This is a genomic window from Paenibacillus terrisolis (assembly GCF_056171975.1).
In genome coordinates this window covers 115,674-137,432 of record NZ_JBKFGG010000012.1, presented here as the reverse complement: position 1 = coordinate 137,432, position 21,759 = coordinate 115,674, and the positions used below count along the sequence as shown (strand labels likewise).

Genomic DNA, 21,759 nt, shown 5'->3' with positions numbered 1-21,759 from the left:
CTAATCCATCCGTTTCTCGAATTTGTAGCCAATGCCGAACACGGTGGTGATCAGGTCGCCCGCGTCCATTTTTTTGCGCAAACGCTGAATATGGGTGTCCACGGTTCTTGTATCTCCGGCAAAATCGTAACCCCAAACGAAATCAAGCAGCTCCGAGCGGGTGAAAATCTTCCCGCGGTTATTGTAAAGCTTGAGCAGCAGATCGTATTCCTTCGGCGTCAGATCGACGGTTTCCCCGTTTTTCTTGACCATACGTTCGCTTTTGACGATTTCGATATTTTTAAAGGTGATGCGGCTCTCTTCGTCTTCCTCCCCGCCGCGGCCCGTTGGGGCAACCCTGCGGAGAATCGTGCGAATCCGGGCGATGACTTCCCGCAAATCGAAGGGTTTGGTAATATAGTCGTCCGCCCCGAACTCGAGACCGAGTATTTTATCCGTAATATCGGATTTGGCCGTGATCATAAGAATCGGGATATTGTACTTGGCGGTCACTATCTTGCAAATATCAAGTCCACTCCGGTCCGGCAGCATCCAGTCCAACAGCAGCATGTCCGGTTTGAATCGCTCCAGCTTGCCGAGCCCATCCTCTCCCGTGCCGGAAGTCATAGTCTCAAACCCTTCTTTGTAAAGACCGTACGCCAGCAAATCGGCAATCGCTTCCTCGTCTTCGATAATGAGAATTTTGGTCTTGTCCATGCGAAACCTCCAATCTGTTCACGTCACCTATTGTACCCGTTATACCCGCATTTGGACAAACAAGAAAGGGAAACCCCCAGATTTCGGAGGTTTCCCTAAATTTACTCTTGACTGACTATTTCGGAAAAAAATCACGCATTCATCGAAATCATAATGGTAGGATGATCCGCCAGCGAAATTTCTTCTCCGGAATTCAAATAACGGACAAACGGACGCTGCATATGAGTGACGATGCGAGTGATGATCCCGGGCTCCCCGTTGCTTAATAGAACCTTCGTGCCCGGAGGATAAGGCGCCACTCCTTTCGTGAAGCCTTGGATGACATTTTCCGCGTACCCGGTTCCGTTTTGCGCCATAACGGCCTCAATCGCTTCATGGGGAGGAACGTTTTCTTGTGAAATCAAATTTTCGTAAAAATTCGCTACTCCGCATACCTGAGCGTATTCATGCACATCTTTCCCGGAAATTCCGCGGGGAAACCCTGTTCCGGCGACGTTTTCGTGGTGCTGAAAAGCAACATGGGCGGATAACAGACTGATCTCCCGGATGCCCCGCAATACGTTAAACCCTGCCTCCGGATGTTTGGTCGGATCCGAGCTTACCATTTTCCCGATATCGTGAAGAAGGCAGCCAAGAGCCAAATCTCTTAACTGGAGTTCGGTATATTCCAGATCTTTGGCAATCTGAAGTGCGATTAAAGTAACGTTGACCGCGTGAGCATAGAGCTGGAGTTCCAAAGCGATGGCCGTCGCGGGCACCGACATGGCGATCGGGCGGCGCTTGACTTCATCGATCATGACCCCGACGCCTTGCAGCAGGCTGCGCAGAGGGAATGTCTTTTTGGCGGCCACGGCCTCATAAGTATCCCTGACGACGGCGATCAAATCCAGCCAAGTGGGCATATCGAGCATTTCCTCCAAGGTTATCCCTTGCGATTCGGCATCTTCGATAACCAGGTTCGAAATGCCCATTTGCGCTAAACGTTCGATAAATTTGGGATGGATCCGGCTGTTTGCCGCCAGTAAAACCCGACCTCGTCCGTCATAAATCGCTTGGGCCAGCTCCATCGAAGCTTCGTTATATTCTTTTAGTTGAATCAGTCTCATCACTCTATCCCCTTAAACTTTATCTATACCTATGTTTTATATCTTCGCCGACAATCCACTTTGTGTTTTTTTGTCTCTCTCTCCTTTCAATTCCAATGCCCTTGGCGGTGGAGATACTTTCAACTATAGGGGCCAAAAAAAACTCACTCAATATGTTTATCGTACTATTCCAAATTATTTTACAGTTAAGCGAAACCATATATGGAAATGAACATAAAAATGCACCCAATAAACTTACCCGAATTACACCAAATTGTTACGGGTAATAATTAGGTGCTTCAATCAAGACTGATTAAATGTAATTGATCAATAAATAATTAATTAATTTGTTTTATCATTTCCCTTTCGTTTTTGTAGAGCCATGATTGTTTCCGTGATACCCGCTTCAAATGAAGTAGCCGGAATTGGACCGATGACCCGTACGTATTTGTCTCCGCTTAATCTTAGTGGTTCCTCGGTTAAATACAGCATCTCCACCACTTCCTTCAAAACGGGTACAAATCTTCCCATTAAGGTTAAGCTGATTTTACCCAAAGGAAGCACCGGCTTTGCTGCGCCGGCAGCCTTCTGCGCAATTCGAACGATATCGCGTCCCGAGATTTCTCCCGCCCCCGGAATATTCCAGCTTTCTCCATATGCCTCTTCTCTTCCGGCAAGCTTCACGATCATTTTGGCGGCGTCCGGCAGATAGACATATTCCCGCGGAACTCGCATATTGCCGATGAATGTGGCCATTTTGCCGGCAGCAATCGCCTCCAGCGTTCCTCCTAAATACGAAGCCTGATTTGCGGTCGGACCATAATAATCCGGCAGCCGCACGATCATCTTTTGCACATGATCCCATTTCTCGCTAAACAGCATTTGCTCATAGGCTAATCTGACTTTGCCCTTTTCGGTATGCGGCTGCATTGGATGCTCTTCGGTTACCGGATTTGATTTTCTTCTGCCATAGGGATAGATACCGTCTGTGACGACCGCTTTGAGATTCAATCGGGCAGCAGCCTCCATAACCGATTCGCCAAGCGGCAGCAGCCTTTCCGCCATCTCGTGGTAGGGCACGTTGGCACAATGGAACATCACTTCCGCGTCTTCAGCCGCTGCTGCGATGTCATCTGGCGAAAACGCATCTCCTGCTTTCAAGGTCAGGTTCTCCGGACGATTCAGGTCGGCGGCAAGCTCCTCCAGTTTTTTCATGGAACGTCCGAAGGCGATAGTCAAAACTCCTTTACTTACCAGTTCAGCCGTGATCGCAGCTCCTGTTCCTCCGGTTGCACCTAACACGATAACTTTTTTCATGCCGATTCGCCTCTTTCGTTAGTGATTGATCAATAACAAATTCCTTGATCTTAATATAACCAACATCTATTGATTAGTCAATAACAAAAATTCACGGCTTGTTTGCCGCCTTACTTTCCCATAAGTTCGGGCATTTCCAGCGCCATCGAGACGTTGCAGAGCATTCCGCGAGCCAAAAATAACAACGTCCGGTCCTCCGGATTGGAAAAACCCGCGTTTTGAAACGCCGCAAGTACAATTTGGCGCACTTCCCCTAAGCCTTTTCGCATCGCCTCTCGGATCGCCGGCTCTTGAATGGTCTGCGCTTGGATTTGCAGCAGGGTTTCGCTATGATGCGATTCCAAAATCCGTTCATACGCCTCGATTAATTTCACCTCCAGCCGTTCACTCAATGCTGTCCCAACCACTTGACGGAACGAAGTGACGACTCTTTCCCACGATACTTCAAGGGCTTCAAGCAGCAGTGCCTCTTTCGAAGAAAAAAAGCGAAAAATATAAGGCTGCGATATGTTGGCTCGCTCCGCAACCTGCGCCGTTGTGGCGCGAAAATAGCCGATTTCGGCAAACACATCGATGGCTGCCGATACGATCTCCGTTTTCCGATTCACTGAAGCGGATGCATCTCTCGCCATAAATACACTCCTTTAGATAAATTGATCAGTCAATAACTAAATTGCTTTTTCAATATAGCTTAAATCCATCAGGGTTGCAAATCCTTGTTCATCTCCAGTGAATATCCGCGGACCAATCGGACAAACTACAAACGTCTTTTTGTAAAAATTTTAAATTTACGGTGAAAGAAGATGCCCATCACATTAAAACTTTGCTTTAAAATATTGGCGACAATCATTTTGTTTTTTTCGCTCCTGTGCACAAGCCCATCCCGCACTCAGGCTGAACCTTCATTGCCGATTATCTCGTCGGATGAAGGTATCTTTACGCTGGAAGTGTATCCGCTGCAGCATCAGCTTATCGTTAAGCTTCAGGGACAAAAATTCAAAACCTATCCGGTTGCGGTCGGAAATCCTACGACACCTACGCCCGTTGGCGAATATCAGGTTGTTTACAAGGGGAAAGACTGGGGCCCTTCATTTGGGCCGCGGTGGCTGGGCCTTAATGTTCCGTGGGGTTTTTACGGCATTCACGGTACGAATAAGCCAAATTCGATCGGCCAACATTTGAGCCACGGCTGTATTCGAATGCGCAACCGGGATGTCATCGAACTGTTCGAAATGATTCCGGTGGGCACGAAAGTGACGATATACGGACATGTTTTAGGGGATCCTGCCCATGATCCGAGGGATTTGGCTGAAGGAGACGTCGGAGGAGACGTGCAGTTAATCCAATCCCGCCTGAAAAGCGCCGGATACTACCGCGGTGTCTGCAACGGCAAGTTTCGCCAAGACACAACTGCAGCCCTAATCAGTTTCCAGCGAGCCCATCAGTTATTTCAGAACGGGGTCGTCTCCAGGCGGGTTTACGAGGAATTAGGTTTACTCGATTAAAGAGAATTAATTCTTGAAAGCTACATAATAATCTGCTCCATGGCAATGTCGCGCTCTTTTGACAAATCCCAAAAATGATCGTCCACTTGCACCAAAGGCTTAAAAATATCCGCAGGATTATTCCAAACGATGGTCGCCGTCTCCCCGTTGCTCAGCTTTGCTTTTTTCCCGATAAAATTAGGAAGAAGATTGTGGGTTAGTGCCTGAACGGCTTTTTCGTTCAAAACGCCAAAGCCAAGCTCATACACTTTTCGCAGAACGGTGAGCAAGTCTTGTTTGGATCGATTCCCATCGGGAGCCGTCATAGCGACATAAGCGTTTGCCACCGCGACGATTTGAGCATAAGGATGAATTTTCTCTTTGCCGATGCCATGAGGATAACCCGTCCCGTCTTCACGTTCATGATGCTGCAGTGCAGCAAGCGCCACCGATTCGCCAGACATGGAATTACGTATGATATCATATCCGTACGAGGTGTGACGCTGCATTTCTTCAAGTTCCTCGCCCGTCAGTTCCTGCGCACGATTCCGCAGGGATTGGCGTACCTGGCTTTTACCGATATCGTGCAGGTAGCCGGCCTTGCTGATTTCATAACACTCGTCCACAGAATACCCCAGCCAAGTAGCGATATAAAAGGACAATAATCCAACCTGAAGCGAATGATTATATATATTGACATCATCCTCGGTAAAATGAATGAGCAGCGAAACAACATCCTTATTGCGGTCCAGCGCTTCCAGCATCGGTTCAAGGTGCTCATCCACCATGGCCTGATTGAATTTCCCCGTTGTCAGCGCCTCGAGAAAAATCGCTTGGTACCCCTTCAGCGTCGATTCAAAATTATCCTGCAGTCTTTGACTGAATTTTCGCTGATCGTCCCTGGGTTCAATATCTATGTAATCTATGCTGTGCCGGATCAGCAGCGCAACTTCTTCTTGATGGATGAAAGTTCCCTTTGGGAGAACATGCAGCCCGACATGATTAAACACATCGGTTCTCAGCCGGTCCCCTACTTGAAGCTCCATAACGTGGGTTTTCATATTTTCGTCCTCCCTTGCGTCCATTGATCGGGATAAAAGTCCAATAAGTATATTCCTATATATATAAATATCGATCAAAATTTACGAATAATAAATAGTACTAAAGGCGTTAATTGTCAATTATCCCCGAACTTTGGGCGCATTCCAGGAGTGAATAAAGTCTCTGTTACTCTCCCTTTTTCCATGGGGGGTCGACATATTGGTGCAAGAGGCGGTTGATCCGATAAACAACCCACGGGATAGCTAAGGAAAGAAAGGCACATACCATTACCGTTATCGATGGCATTCTGCTTAATATGAACTTCCACATCTCAACATGCAGCTCCTTATCACTGATTTACCTTGTCTCCACCGTCGACCCCACGATTCGGACCTTTGCATCCACGTCGATTTCAATTTTGCTTTTGGCAAAAAGGTTCTCTCCTGAATCCCAGTTGCTTTCGACTTTTTCCCACGACCGGTAATGATTTTGGCGCAGATAAGAACCAAGCCCCATCGCATCGGCTTTATAATCCTTTTGAAGTTTTTGAATCGTATTTTCGATCAGTCCGGCCAGTTCTTTTTCCGTTTTCAACTCGAACGCGGAAATGGTTGATGTACTGAGCAAATTCAAGTTATCCTGCGTTTCCCCGATGTTTCCTTCCATCCAGACATGAATCTTAAAAACAGGATGTTCCGGATTTGAAAGATCCGCGTTAATCGTCCGTTTTGACCCTTTGATTTCGTAGGCCACGTATTGATCGTTCATCTTGAACTCCATTACTCCGTCATTCACAACACCCCTCAAAACATTCAACCCCATCGTTTGTTCCGCATCCAGAAAACCTTTGAGCTCATGCGTATTGCCGTCAAACACCGCCGCCCCGGCTACTGAAACCTCATCATCAATTGGGATCAGCGTGGGAAGCGCAAAACTTTGATTGCCCAGGATAAACTCCTGCGTATCGCCGATCCGCGTCGGAGGATAAATCCGGGCGCTTTTATTCGGATTTTGCGCAACCGATTCGATGTACATCACGGGGACTTTTTCGTTTTTCGGTTTTATATTTAACACACTGCGTGCTTCTCCTCTGACGATCATCACTTTGGTGGCTCTTCTCATTTCATGATCGCGCAGGAACAAATCCAGCAATTTGACGTATTCTCCGGTTTTAGCCAATTCTTCCGATATGAAAATCATGCGGATATGCTCCAGGTATGGGCTTCTGCTTGTCATGTTCGACATATTCCTGGCGGCCACGAATAAAGTGTTTCCCTCGGAAGACAGGTTAAAAAACGCCCCGTTTCCGCCACCCTTTCTGCCGCTTTCCTTAATATCCAGACCGCCCGGAATAACAAATTGAAAAGTGAGAACGTATTTCCCTTTTTCTTGTTTATCCGTTTTTTTATCCAAAGCCGCCCCCACAACGAATCCCCGTTCTTCGATCTCAACCCGATCCCAGCATCCCGCCGTCACTACAGAGCATGTCAACATCATTGCCGCCACTAGACACAGCTTACGCATTCCCTTTTACCCCCCGCAATTTTGCAAGCGCAAGGAGAAAACAAGGAAAAAACATACCGAGCGCGATTCCCGTATAACTGATCCAATCTCCGAATATTCTTATCTCGTTCAGATTCTGAGGCTGCATCATCATTAGAAAGCTGACGGGAGCAATCCAGAAAATCAAGGTCATCCGCTTGGCTTTGGTAAAAACGGTTTGAAGAGCCAGCAGCGTCACATCAAAGGCCATCGCCGCCGTACTGAAAAGCGTCATCACCCAGATCGAAAAAAAGATCGATTCGAACCGCTCGAAAAAACCTCCGGCAACTTCCACTTCTTTGGCCAGCTCGGCGGTAGGGTATAGGATGCTGGCGGTAACGTCCACTCCAAATACGCCAATTACAAAAAAATAGACGAGCAAATACAGCACAAGCGGGACGGCAACGCCAAACATGGTGGCTTTTACGGTTTTTCGCGGTTGGTTGATAAACGCGTTATAAAACAGCAGAATTTCAAAACCAAGAAACGAAAATACCGATTGTTGGGAAGCAACTAAGATACTCTTCCAGTCAGAAGTGAAAAACGGCTTGAGATTGTTGAAGTCAAAAAAAGCGAAATTCATCAGCAGCAGCGCCACCACGATAAATACGACGATTGGCAAAAACAACACGTTCAATCGGAGGAGCGAGATGCTGGGCCCGGCAACTCCATAAATAATGACAAGCAGGAATACCAGGCAGATGACTTCGACCGGTGTCCGATCGAACAAATAAATTCTTGAGATGCTGCCGACGCCCCGGGTTTCATAACTGACGAACAACAGCGTGTATGCGGCAAACAACAGCGTAAATACGACCGCTGCCGGTTTCCCCAGTACGGCCGAAACGATATCGTACAAATTTTGTTTTGCGAAACGAGCAATCAGGCTGCTGACAATCCAAGCAAAGAAAAAAGCGCTGATCCCGCCAATCAATATAGACATCCAGCCGTCGATGGATCTGGTGATTTCCACGGTTGATCTGGGGAGGGTCAACACTCCAAAACCGATCACCATATTGGCTACCGAGGCGAAAACCTCATAAGCGCCCGCTTCTTTATCTCCGTATTCAAAGGATTTCATTTCCCGTTCTCCTCTTTATCCATCCGCGTTTCGTCTTTGGTCTGCATGAATTGGGGCCGCTTGGACAGCATCATCAGCGGAGCCCGAAGGATTAGATCCCGGAAATCGTGAAGGAAACCAGGCGCAAACGGCGTCAAGTAGGGAACCCCAAAGCTCTTCAGCCGTGAAATGTGGATGCAAATCATGATCATTGACAAAATGATCCCATACAGTCCCATGACCGCGGCGGCTAGCATAGTGACGAAACGCAGGATGCGGAAGGCGATCCCCGCGCTGTAAGTTGGAATCGCAAAGGATGAAATAGCGGTAAGCGAAACGACAATAACCATGATCGGACTGACGATTCCCGCCTGAACGGCAGCTTCTCCGATGACCAGGCCGCCCACGATCCCGATCGTTTGTCCGATCGCTTTAGGCAGACGTACACCCGCTTCCCGCAGCATTTCCAGAGTGAATTCCATCAATAATGCTTCGACTACCGCCGGAAAAGGGACACCTTCTCTGGCCGCCGCGATTGAAAAAGCGAGCTTGGACGGAATCATTCCCTGGTGGTACGAGACAAGAGCGATATAGAGAGAAGGCAAGGTCAATGAGATCGCAACAGCAATATATCTCAAAATCCGAATAAGGGACCCAATTAGCCATCGTTCGTAATAATCCTCCGGAGACTGCACCAAAGACGCAATCGTGGTCGGCATAATCAAGGCAAACGGCGTCCCGTCGAGAATGATGACCGCTTTGCCCTGGAGCAAAGCGGAAGCGACTTTATCCGGGCGCTCGGTGTGAAGAATTTGCGGAAACGGAGATAAAGAGCTGTCCTCAATCCACTGCTCAATGGTCCCGCTCTCGGGAGCGTCGTCAATCGAAATCGTATCCACCCGGCGTTTCACCTCATGTAAAATATCCGGATGAATAATTCCTTCGATATATGCGATCACAAGCGGCTTCTTCGCCCGCCGGCCGACCCGATACGTATCGAGGCGGAGCCTGGGGTCCCTGATGGAGCGGCGGATCAGAATGATATTGGTGGCTATATTTTCGATAAATCCTTCGCGCGGCCCGCGAACCAATGATTCGGTTTGCGGTTCTTCCACGCTTCTTCCCGTCCACTTCTTGCTCCCGAGCAGCAGCGCAGAATCCATTCCGTCCACGAACAACGCCGTATCGCCCGACAATATGCCTGTCAGGACTTCTTCCATCGACTGGGCGCTGCGATAATCATGAATCGATAAAATATCGTTTTCCAATGCACTCAGTATTTCCTCGCCAGTCGGTTCTTCTTCAAGGAGAGTAGCGGAACTTCCCTGCTGCAGATTGAAAATAATCTGTTCATTAATGATGTCCTTATCGGATAAGCCGGTAATGCACACGATACCGCATTGATGGTCGCTTTTGCCCCAAGTGAATGTCTTGCAGACAAGGTCGGCAGGTGTGTTCAAGGCATTTTTGATATAGTCAAGGTTCTCCTGCATTTTGCTTGAGACCTTCGCCGGTTCATGATCCATTATGGAATTTTCCGCATTTGACGGAATCAATCTTTTTACAGGTCGTCTGAATAGCAATCTTGGCATGTGTCCCTACCCTCAATTTTGCGTTCTTCGATGTTTTTTACAATTTATTCCCAAGTCGGATTGTTTCTAACCCACTCGCATTCCGCGTTAAGGAGGATCGTTTGCGGCTTTTCGCAGAAACAAAAAAACCGCCAGGCGGCGCCTGACGGTCTAATAAAATGCTTATTTCGTTGAATTCGTAACCGATCCCAAATCGATGAACGGGGTTGCTCCGCCGGTAACCTGCGGCAGCTTGCCATCCCATTTATCCAGTGCTTTCTCCTGCACTTCGATTTGCTTAAGCTGCACAAGCTCAGGCGTAACCTCCTGTTTCTTAAGCTTTAAGGATTCCGCTTCGGCTTGAGCTTGAGCGACCTTTTGCTTCGCCTCGATTTCGATCCGCTTCAGGTCGTTGCTTGCCTTGAGGGCCTGCTGCTGAGCAACCTGCTTCGCTTCGATGGATTGGTTGAACGCATCGGAGAACTTGAAGTTCACGATATTGATCTCGTTGACGATCAGGTCGTATTTGGCGAGACGGCTGGTCAAATGCTCACTGATCTCTCCGGCGACGATGTCGCGTTTGGCGATCAAATCCTCGGCCTGGTAGCGGGCGGTAACTTCCTTGACGATCTCCTGTACGGCCGGATTAATGATGACGGTATCGTACGAACCGCCGATATTATTCATCAGGTTGTACGCCGATTCTTTGTTTACCGAATAGTTGACGGCTACGTGGGTAGACACCGGCTGCAAGTCCTTCGATGAAGCCGTGGTGTCGGTCTCGGTCTTGGTCACCTGCGTGTTGACCTGAATGACAGTCTGAATGAACGGAATTTTCAAATGAATGCCCGGGGACAAAATATTATTATTCAGCTTGCCAAAGGTTTTGTACAACCCGACATGCCCGTATTCGACCTGGGCAACGCTGCCGGAACCGATTATGATCAGCACCACCGCGACGATCGCAATCGTAAAAATACTCCGCAAATTAACATTCCTTTTCGGATTCGGGTTAACTCCCGTTCCTGTTTCCAATATACATCCCTCCGCTTTGATCTGATCAAACTGTCTTTAGACGTCTATATCAGATATATACGAAGGTTGAAGAAAAAGGTAACAAAGGCGGGCACAAATTTGCTACTTTCTCGAAAGCCACGCTCGGCTTTGATTCCAGCTCAGGTTAACCGGCAGCTCGAAAAATTCCGTCAGCTTCTCTCCGCTGAGCACCTCCGGCGTTTTTCCCTGCGCAAAAACTTCCCCCCGCCGCAGCAGCAAGGTCCGGCTGAAAATAGGCAAAATCTCTTCCGTATGATGCGTGACGTACAGCATATTCGGTGCATGGGGCTGGGCGGCAAGCTCGTGAATGCTTTCGAGAAGACCTTCCTTGGAAATGAAATCAAGCCCATTGGCCGCTTCATCCAGAATCAAAAGCTTCGGAGACGCCATCAGCGCCCTCGCAATCAGAAGCTTTTGCTGCTCGCCTTGCGAGCAGGTCTGATAAGTGCGGTCCTTCAAGTGACCCACGCGAAGCTGCTCCATCAGGTGGGCGGCCCGGTCGTAATCCTCTCCCGACGGCTGCTCGTACAGGCCAATGGACGCGAACTTTCCGCTAACCACGAGATCCTGAGCTTTCTGCGTGCCGTGCAACCGCTCCTGGAACGAGGAACTGACCCAGCCGATGGATTTGCGGAGCTCCCGCAAGTCCACTTCGCCGTACTTGTGGCCGAGAACACTGATTTGCCCCGACGTTGGCCAAATATAGCCGCTAAGCATGTTCAACAGTGTTGTTTTGCCCGATCCGTTAAGTCCGAGCAGGGCCCAGTGTTCGCCTTCCTCCACGACCCAATCGATCCGATTCAGCACGGTTTTCCCTTCCCGGCGCCATGACACTTGCTTCATTTCGATCATATGCTTCATCCCTAAGTCCTCCCGAGTAGGTTTACAGTACTCTCAAGCTACTCCCCGCGCTTGAGATTTGTCAAGAGCGGCGGTTGTATATCCGGACACCGATTCCTTTCCCAATATGAAAGAAATCCGTGCGGCAATACTGGCCCATCGGTTAGAATACTACTAAGAAAAGGGAGAGTGATACATATGGCAAATCTGAATTTGGACCACGTATCCGAACTGCAAAATATTTGCGAGCGTTACGATGGAATCGCCTTGAAGCTGAACTGGAATACCCTGCTCAACCGTACTGAGGACAACACGCCGGATCTTGCGGAATACCGGGACGGCAAGCTTGTCGCGTTTCTTGGTAAATATTCGTTTGGAGATCAGCTGGAAGTTTGCGGAATGGTGCATCCGGATTACCGGAGGCAGGGAATTTTCAGCGGACTGCTAAGCCAATGTCTTGACGAAGCTACGCTGGCTGCGAACAATCTGATTCTGCTTAACGCTCCGCAGGCCTCCGTTTCCGCGAAACAATTTCTAAAATCCCTATCCGGTTCCAGCGCTTACGATCATTCCGAATACCAGATGAGTTATGTTCCGGAATCGGATAACCTCGCAGCGGTGTCGTCCGGCGTCACGCTTCGTCCTGCAGGCGATAGCGACCGCAGGCTTCTGACCGAGCTGGATATCCAAGGCTTTGGGGACGATTCGGATGAAACCGCCAAACATTATGAGGAACTTCCGGAACAGGAGCTTCGCCGAAATGAAGTGATTCTGCTGGACGGAATTCCCGTCGGGAAAATTCGGGCCATCCCTCATGAAGGCAGCAGTTGGATTTACGGGTTTGCCGTTTCCGCCTCGCATCGCGGACAAGGCATCGGCAGCTCCGCGCTGCGCCAAGTCGTTGACCGGGAACGGGCCAAAGGGTATGACGTATGGCTTGAAGTCGCCCTGGACAACCCGAATGCCATGAAGCTCTACGAGACGGCCGGGTTTCAAGTTCGCGGAGTGCAGGATTACTATCGTTATTTGGCAAACGGAATAGCGAATTAATTAAAAGTTTTAAGGTCCGGTGGCATGGCAGTGGATATATGAGGTACAATAACATCCGATGGTTAATTCCGCTGGAATCACCCGAAAGAACGGTCGACCGTTCTTGATTTGGAAGGAAGGTTGTTTAGTTAAATGTACGTAGCAAACGATTGGAAAGATTACGAAGTTATCGATACCGGAGACGGTGAAAAGCTGGAGCGCTGGGGAGATGTGATTCTCCGTCGCCCCGATCCGCAGATCATTTGGCCGATCACAGACGAGAACCGGAACTGGCGCGAGGTGCACGGCCACTACCACCGCAGTTCGTCGGGCGGCGGTGAGTGGGAAATGAAAAAACAGCTGCCCGATCGTTGGACGATATCCTATGACCGGCTGAAATTTTATATCCGTCCGACCAACTTTAAGCATACCGGCTTGTTCCCGGAACAGGCGGCGAATTGGCGCTGGATGATGGATAAAATTTCGTCGGCCGGTCGTCCGATTTCCGTGCTGAACCTGTTCGCCTATACGGGCGGCGCCACCGTTGCAGCGGCTTCGGCCGGCGCGTCGGTCGTCCATGTGGACGCGGCCAAGGGCATGGTGCAGTGGGCCAAGGAAAATATCGCCTTGTCGGGCCTCAGCGACCGCCCGGTCAGATTCATAACGGACGATGTGTTCAAATTCGTCCAACGGGAAGAACGTCGCGGCAACCGATATGACGCGATTATTATGGACCCGCCTTCTTACGGGCGGGGACCGGGCGGCGAAATGTGGAAGCTTGAGCAGAGCCTGTACCCGTTTGTGGAATCGTGCATGTCCATTTTGTCGGACAAGCCGCTGTTTTTCCTTATCAACTCCTATACAACGGGAATCTCGCCTACCGTGCTGCACAATATGCTGTCGATGACCGTCAAGAAGCGGTTTGGAGGCCGAATTTCCTCCGGGGAGCTGGGACTTCCGATTTCGCGGTCCGGTCTCCATCTTCCTTGCGGCATTCTGGGCCGCTGGGAGGAATAAGCGATGAGCTCCGGAGCGAATCGAACGTCGGGAAATCCGGAGATGACGATTCTTTACGAGGATAACCATCTGCTGGGCATCGAAAAGCCCGTCAATATCCCTTCTCAAGAAGACGCAAGCGGCGATCCCGATCTGCTGACCCTTCTGAAAGAAGATATCAAGCAGCGTTATCAAAAACCGGGAAACGTATATCTGGGACTTGTACATCGGCTTGACCGGCCGGTGGGCGGGGCCATGATTTTCGCCAAAACCTCCAAAGCGGCCTCCCGCCTGTCTGAAGCGGTCCGGAGCCGAAACTTCGAGAAAACGTATCTGGCCGTCGTCCACGGTACGCCGCCGCAGCGGCAAGGCCGGTTGACGAACATGCTTCTGAAGGACGAACGGACCAATACGGTTTCCGTAGCAGCGAAGGGAACGGCCGGTGCCAAAGAAGCGATTCTTGAATACAAGATAATTTCCGCCTCGGCGGAGGAAAAACTCAGCCTCGTACAGGTAGATCTGCATACCGGCCGGCCGCACCAGATTCGCGTGCAGCTGAGCCATATCGGCTGTCCGCTGTACGGCGATCAAAAATACGGTGCCGCATACAACAAACCCGGCCAGCAAATCGCCCTCTGGTCGCTGTTCGTCGGGTTTCCGCATCCGGTCAGTAAAGAGCCTGTCAGCTTAGTGTCGTTGCCGCCGCACGAGTATCCCTGGAATCTCTGGGGCGGTGACTTATACGACCGACTTTCCGCAATAATCAAAGCCGGAGGCGGCAGTGACAATAACCTCGGGTGAAGCTTGCCGAATCCATAACAAAAAAGACGTCGGAACCTGCCGGTTTGGACGTCTTTTGATTTTTTTACTTCGTACCCGATATTTTCCCTAACAAAAAAACAAGCAGCTGCTGATTGTGGGTGGAGATCCGGTCAAGCACGCCGTTTAGATACGTGGTGCGCACCTCAATCCCCCGCTCCATTTCCCGGTAGCCTTTATCCGTGATCGAAACCCACACGATCCGCCGGTCGGTTTCATCACGATCGCGCCGGATCAAATCGGCTCGCTCCATCCGGTCAAGCAGCATCGTTACGGCCGCGGGCGTCGTGGACAAGTAGGGAATCAAATCGGAAGGCTTCAGATTGCCCTGCTCTTTGAGCAGCTCAAGCACCGTAAGCTGGGAGGGCGTCAGCGTCGGAGCCAGCTTTTCTTCCATATGAGTCTGGTACTCTTTGACGATTACGTCAAGCAGTCTGGCAAATTCGGCAGTATACATTCCTTTCCCTTCCTCTCCCTGGGACATCCACATACTTAGTTAATATCGTAAATTAATTCGCGGTCCGAAGGAGAAATCCTGCTTGACACTTGCGGATTTTATATAAGATGTCTCCAGCCGAGCGGATCTTCAAGTCTTCCCCGCTGAATCCCGGTGATGGCATCGTATAGCTTCCGGGACAACTCGCCGGTTTCACCGCCGCCGATTTCAAGTTCTCGTTCGCCCCATTTCAAGTGGCCGATCGGTGAAATCACGGCGGCCGTTCCCGTGCCGAAGGCTTCTTCCAAGATTTCCTTCTCACCGGTCTCGAACAATTCCACGATGGAAATCGGCCGTTCCCGGAACGGGACACCCCACGATCGCAGCAGCGCAATGACGGAATCGCGCGTCACACCTGCAAGGATGCTTCCGTTAAGTGCGGGCGTAACCACTTCTCCTCCGATTTTGAAAAAAACGTTCATGCTGCCGACTTCCTCGATATATTGCTTCTGCACGCCATCCAGCCAGAGCACCTGCGAGAAACCAAGCCGCTTGGCGGTTTCCTGGGCTTTCAGCCCGGCGGCGTAATTGCCGGATGTTTTGGCTTCCCCCGTCCCTCCGCGTACCGCACGGACGTATTCATCCTCGACATAAATGCGGACCGGATGGATTCCTTCGGGATAATAAGGCCCGACCGGCGACAAAATGACGATCAGCCGATATTCCTTGGCTGACCGGATCCCTAAGCCCGCTTCCGTCGCAATGATAAACGGACGGATATAAAGCGAGTTATCCTCGCCTTCCGGAATCCAGTCCCGATCAAGGTGAACCAGCCGGATTAAAGCCTCCAGCAACTCCTTCTCGTTAACCAATGGAATGCTCATTCTCGCGCAGGAACGGTTCAATCTTTTTAAATTCATCTCCGGGCGGAACAAGACGATCTCGCCTTGAGGAGTGCAGTAAGCCTTCATGCCTTCGAAAATCTCCTGCCCGTAATGAAATACGACCGCCGAGGGATCGAGAGATAATGGCCCGTACGGAACGATCCCCGGGTCATGCCATCCTTTCTCCTCCGAATAGTCCATCAACAGCATGTGGTCGGTAAAATAACGCCCGAATCCCAAAGCCCCCGCAGGCGGTTTTGCTTTGGGATTCTCGTTCAATCGAATCGTTAACTGCTCCATTTGTATTTCCTCTCCTTATCATCAAACTCGCTTTGAATTCACTATAACGATCACCGATTCATTGATCAATATAATGATATCGATTATAATCATAGGAATTACCTATGATTTAATGAGAGGATATGATGCGATGGAACACCGTCTATTGGAGTATTTCATGGCGGTCGGCGAAGAACTTCATTTCAGCCGTGCGGCGGATCGCCTGGGCATATCCCAACCAACGCTCAGCCAGCAAATCAGGCTGCTCGAGCATGAGCTCGGCACCCCGCTGTTCGGGCGTATCGGCAAAAAAAATTATTTGACCCAGGCCGGCCAAATTCTGATGGAGCACGCCAGACGTGTCGTTCATGAACTGGAGCAGGCCAGGCTTGAAATCGGCGAGCTCGCCGGAATAAAGCGCGGTAAACTGCGCATCGGCTGCTCCGGAAACCATTTGCTGACCGAAGCGCTGGTTTCTTTTCACCGTCAGTTTCCGGGCATTGAATTGACTGTGCTGGAGCTTCCTACCGAAGAGACGCATGAAGGGCTGCTCGGCAATCAGCTTGACCTGGGCGTTGTGTTTTTACCTCTGAATGACGGCCAATTGGTCAGTGTGCCGCTTTTCGATGAGGAGTTGGTGCTGGCCGTTTCCGTCAAACATGCCTTCGCCGCTGAGCCAAGCATAGAGCTGCGGCAGCTTGCCGAGCTCCCGCTTGTCCTGTTCCAGCCTAAATTTTTGGTTCGCCAGATGATTGATGCGGCTTGCGATGAAGCCGGTATTGCCTTAAAGCCCGTCATGGAATTATCCACGATGGAAGCTCAAGTACAAATGGCCATTCAACAGGTGGGCGGCACCGTGTTGCCTGCGTCTTATGCCCGAACGATCCAAAGCGCGGATATTGCCGTCATTCCGATGCAAAATCCGGCTCCGCGCAAACAGGTTGGGCTTGTCTACCGTAAACAAACCTTCGTAGATCCCACCATGCAGGCATTTATCGGCTATTTGACAGGCTTGTTCCAATGACTATTGTTTATCAGGCACTGCTGGAGAGAAAATTTTGCGCACAGTCGATAAGTAGAAATGTGCACTTGAATATTAAAAAGCTTCGCAGGCGTTTTTCCGCCGCGAAGCTTTTTGCTTTATTCTTTAACGAGCAAGTCGACAATTTCGTCGTTTTTCGCTATTTGAGCAAACGCCTTGCCGATCGCCTTGCGTTCGGAGAGCGGAGCCGCTTCCGTGCTGAAGGCGTGGAACTCGCCTTCCTTCGTCACCGCCTGCAGCGAGACAGGCTCTTTGCAGTGAAGGCCGCCGATCAGCCGGCTTCCATTGGGCTTGACGCGTTTGCCTTCCTTGAATTCAAACGTCTGAAGCCCTTTGCCGCCGCGATTCTGCACCGGATAATCCAGCAGCAGGCTGCGCTTGGCGTAGCCGAGATCCGATACGACCAGCACTTCGCCTTCCTCGCCTTCAACCCAAAGCGCGGAGACCACTTCGTCGTCGTCCTTGAGATTGATTCCGCGTACGCCGGCTGACACCCGGCCCATCGGGTTCACTTCGCTTTCGGAGAATCGGATCGCCATCCCCTGCTTCGTGAGCAGGAAGATTTCCCGGTCGCCGCGGCTGACGGTAACGGACAATACCTCATCCCCATCGCCCACCTTGCAGGCGGCGACGGCTCCGGAGCGTTTCGTCTCGTATTCTTTAAGTTCCGTCCGTTTTACCTGTCCCCGCTTCGTGACGAAGACAAGACTGACGCCCGCTTCTTCAAAGCTCTTCAAAGGAATTACGCTGACGATGTTGTCCTCTTTGGCCAGCGGAATAATATTGACGATCGCCGTGCCGTTATCCTTCCATTTGAACTCGGGAATCTGGTGCACGGGAAGCAGGAAGTACTGGCCGCGCTGCGTGAAAATCAGGATATTTTGCAGCGTGTCCACATCCAGCACATGCCGGATATAATCGCCTTCCTTCACGCCCGAGCCGTCCCGCTCCCCGCCGGAGCGCGTGAAGGACAACATGCTTGTGCGTTTGATGTACCCTTCGTTTGAAATCGTTACAAGCACGTCTTCTTGGGCCACCATGACCTCCAGGTTGACCTTGAGTTCCTCCACTTCGTCCTGAATGACGGAGCGGCGGTCGATTCCGTATTTCTCGCGAACTTCGAGCAGCTCTTTGCGAATGACGCCGACCAGTTTCTTGTCGCTTTCCAGAATGCCGCGCAGCACCGCGATTTTCTTCTGGATTTCATCCAGCTCTTTTTGCAGCGAAGTAATTTCGAGATTCGTCAAACGGTACAGTTGCAGGGTTAAAATCGCGTCCGCCTGCCGCTCCGTAAAACCAAACATCCATTGCAGGTTGTTCTGCGCGTCCTGGCGGTTTTTCGAGGCCTTGATGGCCGCGATGATCTCGTCCAGAATATTCAGAGCCTTAACAAGACCTTCGAGTACATGAGCCCGGTCCTCGAGCTTCTCCAGCTCGTATTGCGTACGAAAGGTGACGACTTCGCGCTGGTGGGCGATATAGGCCTCCAGCATCGCTTTGAGTCCAAGTTGGCGCGGAGCTTTATGTACGATCGCCACCATATTGAAATTGTAGGTAACCTGCAGGTCGGTTTTCTTCAGCAAATAAGCCAAAATCCCTTGCGCATCCGCATCCTTCTTCAGCTCGACGACGATGCGCAGCCCGTTCCGGCCGCTTTCGTCGCGAACCTCGGCAATGCCGTCAACCTTCTTCTCGAGCCGGATGTTTTCCATGGAGGTCACAAGGCGCGATTTAACCACCTGATACGGAATTTCGGTAACGACGATCTGCTGCTTGCCGCCGCGCTGCGTTTCGATCTCCGTTTTGGACCGGAGATAAATCCGGCCTTTGCCGGATTCGTAGGCATCCTGGATGCCTTCCTCGCCCATGATGATGCCGCCGGTCGGAAAATCCGGACCTTTCACGAACATGCGGATTTCATCCAGCGTCATTTCCGGCTTCTCCATCACCGCGATGCAGGCATCAATGATCTCGCGCAGATTGTGCGGCGGAATCTCCGTCGCAAATCCCGCCGAAATCCCGCTGACTCCGTTAACCAGCAGATTGGGAAAACGCGAAGGCAGCACCACCGGCTCTTTCGTGGAATTGTCGAAGTTGTCCTTGAACGGCACCGTGCGTTTGTCGATATCCCGAAGCAGTTCCATGGCGATCGGGGACAGACGGGCTTCCGTATACCGCATCGCTGCAGCCGGGTCATCGTCCTGGGAGCCCCAGTTGCCGTGGCCGTCCACGAGCACATGGCCCATTTTCCACGGCTGCGCCATCCGAACCATACCTTCATAAATCGAGGAGTCCCCGTGCGGGTGGTAGTTCCCCATCACGTCCCCGACGGTTTTGGCCGACTTGCGGTAAGGCTTGTCCGGCGTATTTCCGGAGTCGTACATCGCGTACAAGATCCGCCGCTGCACGGGCTTCAGCCCATCGCGCACGTCGGGAATGGCCCGGTCCTGAATAATGTATTTGGAGTACCGGCCAAAGCGGTCGCCCACGACCTCTTCCAGAAACGCCGGCAAAAAGCTTTCGAGCATGCTCACATCAATTCACCTTCTCTATTCCTCAAACTCCGTGAAATCCACGTTTTCCACAATCCAACGCTTGCGCGGATCGACTTTGTCGCCCATCAGCGTAGAAACGCGCCGTTCCGCTTTGGCCGCGTCCTCGATCTGCACCTGCAGCATCGTCCGCGTTTCCGGGTTCATCGTCGTTTCCCACAGCTGCTCGGGATTCATTTCTCCCAACCCTTTATAGCGCTGCAGCTCAAAATTTTTGCCGAATTCCTTCAGGTAGTTTTGCAGCTGCTCGTCGCTCCAGGCATACCGCACCGTTTCCAGCTTGCCGGAACGGCGGGTGAGTTTATACAAAGGCGGCTGGGCGATGTACACCCGTCCCGAGTCGATCAGCGGCTTCATATAACGGTAAAAGAACGTCAGCAGCAGCACCTGGATATGGGCTCCGTCCGTGTCGGCGTCGGTCATGATAATGATTTTGGAATAATTGCTGTCTTCCACGGCAAATTCCGTCCCGATGCCCGCGCCGATCGCCGAAATGATCGCCCGGTACTCGTCGTTCTTAAGAATGTCGGCAAGTTTCGCCTTCTCCGGATTCATCGGCTTGCCTTTCAGCGGCAAAATCGCCTGAATCTTCGAATCGCGCCCCTGCTTTGCCGAACCGCCGGCGGAATCCCCTTCGACGATAAACAGCTCGTTTCGCGTGAAATCCTTCGACTGCGCCGGCGTCAGCTTGCCCCCAAGATTAGAACTCTCACTTCTCTTTTTGCCGCTGCGCATTTCGTCGCGTGCCTTGCGGGCCGCTTCGCGGGCCCGTGAAGCCTGCACCGCTTTTTTGATCAGCGTCTGGGCGACCTGCGGATTTTCTTCGAGGAACAGGGCCATCTTCTCGCTGACCACCGCATCCACGGCGCTTCGCGCCGAAGCGCTGCCGAGCTGATCCTTCGTCTGTCCGACGAACTCCACCTCGGACATTTTGACGCTGATGACCGCCATCATGCCTTCCCGTAGATCATTGCCTTCCAGATTCTTATCCTTTTCCTTAAGGATGCCGTTCTTGCGCGCGTAATCGTTCATGACCCGGGTGTATGCCGTCTTGAACCCCGTTTCATGCGTGCCGCCGCCCCGCGTCGGAATCGAGTTCACGAACGAGGCCAGCGTTTCGGTGTAGCCTGCGTTATACTGCAAGGCCACTTCCACCTCCGTATCGTCACGCTCCGCGAAAAAATGCACAACATCATGCAGGACGTCTTTGCCGTCATTCAGAAACTCGACGAACTGGCTTGCCCCGCCCTCATAAAAAAACTCGTCGGAACGGTCGGAACGCTCATCCTTCAAGGTCACTTTCAGGCCCGAGTTCAGAAAAGCGATCTCCTGCAAACGTTCCGCGAGTGTGTCGTAATTGAGTCCGATTCCGTTCGTGAAGACACGAATATCCGGTTTGAACGTTACCTTGGTCCCGGTCCGGTTCGTATTCCCGATCACCTCAAGGCCCGTCACCGGTTCCCCAACATGCTCTTTCCCTTGCTTATCGACCCAATACTCGAAGCGCATGCGATGAACTTTACCGTCGCGGTAAATATCCACTTCCAGCCACTCGGACAAGGCGTTCGTTACGGATGCGCCTACCCCGTGCAGGCCTCCGGACTTTTTGTAGCCCGATCCGCCGAATTTCCCGCCGGCATGCAGAATCGTATACACAACCTGCGGGGTCGGAATGCCGATCTTGTGCATGCCGGTCGGAATGCCGCGCCCGTTGTCCGTCACCGTGACGGAACCGTCCTTATTCAGCGAAATATCGATTTTGGAGCAGTACTTCGCCAGATGCTCATCGACGGCATTATCCACAATCTCCCAAACCAGATGATGAAGTCCCGACGAGCTCGTACTGCCGATATACATACCTGGTCGTTTGCGTACCGCGACAAGCCCTTCGAGAACTTGAATGTCGTCCGCGTCGTATCCCGAAGCCGCGCCTTCAGGCGAACTCGCGGTTCCCCCGGTTGCGTCTTCGAACAAATCGATTTGTTCGGCCATTCATGCTCCCCCTTTAATCTCTTTTATGTAGTCGTTTT

The 21,759-nt window shown here is 51.2% G+C and carries 19 protein-coding genes; 5 read left to right on the top strand and 14 right to left on the bottom strand.

Translation table 11 applies throughout. From position 1 onward, the window contains the following. From ACI48K_RS12820 to ACI48K_RS12805, 4 genes are all read right to left on the bottom strand, one after another. On the bottom strand, positions 1-696 hold the full coding sequence (locus ACI48K_RS12820; protein WP_475027983.1) for a winged helix-turn-helix domain-containing protein: 696 nt from the start codon (positions 694-696) through the stop codon (positions 1-3). A gap of 131 nt (positions 697-827) precedes the next feature. After that, positions 828-1,802 (bottom strand): HD-GYP domain-containing protein, encoded by a 975-nt coding sequence (locus ACI48K_RS12815; protein WP_475027982.1) that lies wholly within the window; start codon positions 1,800-1,802, stop codon positions 828-830. Between the two features lie 321 nt (positions 1,803-2,123). Beyond that, complete coding sequence (locus ACI48K_RS12810; RefSeq protein WP_475027981.1) at positions 2,124-3,098, bottom strand: SDR family NAD(P)-dependent oxidoreductase; 975 nt, start codon at positions 3,096-3,098, stop codon at positions 2,124-2,126. Between the two features lie 110 nt (positions 3,099-3,208). Beyond that, a complete protein-coding gene (locus ACI48K_RS12805; protein ID WP_475027980.1) occupies positions 3,209-3,730 on the bottom strand; it encodes a TetR/AcrR family transcriptional regulator in 522 nt (173 codons plus the stop codon). A 171-nt stretch (positions 3,731-3,901) separates the two neighbouring features. Here ACI48K_RS12805 and ACI48K_RS12800 point away from each other — a divergent pair, with 171 nt between their 5' ends. Then, complete coding sequence (locus ACI48K_RS12800) at positions 3,902-4,603, top strand: L,D-transpeptidase family protein (protein ID WP_475027979.1); 702 nt, start codon at positions 3,902-3,904, stop codon at positions 4,601-4,603. A gap of 20 nt (positions 4,604-4,623) precedes the next feature. Here ACI48K_RS12800 and ACI48K_RS12795 read toward each other — a convergent pair whose 3' ends face one another. From ACI48K_RS12795 to ACI48K_RS12770, 6 genes are all read right to left on the bottom strand, one after another. Next, a complete protein-coding gene (locus ACI48K_RS12795) occupies positions 4,624-5,643 on the bottom strand; it encodes an HD-GYP domain-containing protein (RefSeq protein WP_475027978.1) in 1,020 nt (339 codons plus the stop codon). Between the two features lie 337 nt (positions 5,644-5,980). Continuing rightward, the gene (locus ACI48K_RS12790) at positions 5,981-7,147 is read right to left on the bottom strand and encodes a Ger(x)C family spore germination protein (protein WP_475027977.1); all 1,167 of its coding nucleotides are present in this window, start codon (positions 7,145-7,147) and stop codon (positions 5,981-5,983) included. Continuing rightward, a complete protein-coding gene (locus ACI48K_RS12785; RefSeq protein ID WP_475027976.1) occupies positions 7,140-8,246 on the bottom strand; it encodes a GerAB/ArcD/ProY family transporter in 1,107 nt (368 codons plus the stop codon). The genes ACI48K_RS12790 and ACI48K_RS12785 overlap by 8 nt, the downstream gene beginning before the upstream one ends. Further along, on the bottom strand, positions 8,243-9,751 hold the full coding sequence (locus ACI48K_RS12780; RefSeq protein ID WP_475027975.1) for a spore germination protein: 1,509 nt from the start codon (positions 9,749-9,751) through the stop codon (positions 8,243-8,245). The genes ACI48K_RS12785 and ACI48K_RS12780 overlap by 4 nt, the downstream gene beginning before the upstream one ends. Before the next feature lie 228 nt (positions 9,752-9,979). Then, complete coding sequence (locus tag ACI48K_RS12775; protein ID WP_475027974.1) at positions 9,980-10,831, bottom strand: prohibitin family protein; 852 nt, start codon at positions 10,829-10,831, stop codon at positions 9,980-9,982. A gap of 102 nt (positions 10,832-10,933) precedes the next feature. Next, on the bottom strand, positions 10,934-11,713 hold the full coding sequence (locus tag ACI48K_RS12770; protein ID WP_475027973.1) for an ABC transporter ATP-binding protein: 780 nt from the start codon (positions 11,711-11,713) through the stop codon (positions 10,934-10,936). Positions 11,714-11,890: 177 nt separating this feature from the next. Between ACI48K_RS12770 and ACI48K_RS12765 the strand changes: the two genes are divergently transcribed. From ACI48K_RS12765 to ACI48K_RS12755, 3 genes are all read left to right on the top strand, one after another. After that, positions 11,891-12,742 (top strand): GNAT family N-acetyltransferase, encoded by an 852-nt coding sequence (locus tag ACI48K_RS12765; protein ID WP_475027972.1) that lies wholly within the window; start codon positions 11,891-11,893, stop codon positions 12,740-12,742. A 132-nt stretch (positions 12,743-12,874) separates the two neighbouring features. Then, positions 12,875-13,738 carry a class I SAM-dependent methyltransferase gene (locus ACI48K_RS12760; RefSeq protein ID WP_475027971.1) on the top strand — a complete coding sequence of 288 codons (864 nt, stop codon included), beginning with the start codon at positions 12,875-12,877 and terminating at the stop codon, positions 13,736-13,738. 3 nt (positions 13,739-13,741) lie between these two features. Beyond that, entirely contained in the window at positions 13,742-14,518 is a 777-nt protein-coding gene (locus ACI48K_RS12755) for an RluA family pseudouridine synthase (protein WP_475027970.1), read from the top strand. A gap of 64 nt (positions 14,519-14,582) precedes the next feature. Here ACI48K_RS12755 and ACI48K_RS12750 read toward each other — a convergent pair whose 3' ends face one another. Both ACI48K_RS12750 and ACI48K_RS12745 read right to left on the bottom strand, forming a co-directional pair. Continuing rightward, the gene (locus tag ACI48K_RS12750; protein WP_475027969.1) at positions 14,583-14,993 is read right to left on the bottom strand and encodes a MarR family winged helix-turn-helix transcriptional regulator; all 411 of its coding nucleotides are present in this window, start codon (positions 14,991-14,993) and stop codon (positions 14,583-14,585) included. Between the two features lie 98 nt (positions 14,994-15,091). Beyond that, on the bottom strand, positions 15,092-16,156 hold the full coding sequence (locus ACI48K_RS12745) for a branched-chain amino acid aminotransferase (RefSeq protein ID WP_475027968.1): 1,065 nt from the start codon (positions 16,154-16,156) through the stop codon (positions 15,092-15,094). A gap of 130 nt (positions 16,157-16,286) precedes the next feature. On the opposite strand from ACI48K_RS12745, the gene ACI48K_RS12740 reads away from it, so the two are divergent. Then, complete coding sequence (locus ACI48K_RS12740) at positions 16,287-17,159, top strand: LysR substrate-binding domain-containing protein (protein WP_475027967.1); 873 nt, start codon at positions 16,287-16,289, stop codon at positions 17,157-17,159. A gap of 116 nt (positions 17,160-17,275) precedes the next feature. Here the strand turns inward: ACI48K_RS12740 and gyrA are convergent, their stop codons facing one another. Next, positions 17,276-19,711: a DNA gyrase subunit A gene (gene gyrA, locus ACI48K_RS12735; protein ID WP_475027966.1), complete on the bottom strand. Its 2,436-nt coding sequence runs from the start codon at positions 19,709-19,711 to the stop codon at positions 17,276-17,278. 15 nt (positions 19,712-19,726) lie between these two features. After that, positions 19,727-21,721 carry a DNA topoisomerase IV subunit B gene (gene parE / locus ACI48K_RS12730; protein WP_475027965.1) on the bottom strand — a complete coding sequence of 665 codons (1,995 nt, stop codon included), beginning with the start codon at positions 21,719-21,721 and terminating at the stop codon, positions 19,727-19,729. Positions 21,722-21,759 lie beyond the last annotated feature (38 nt).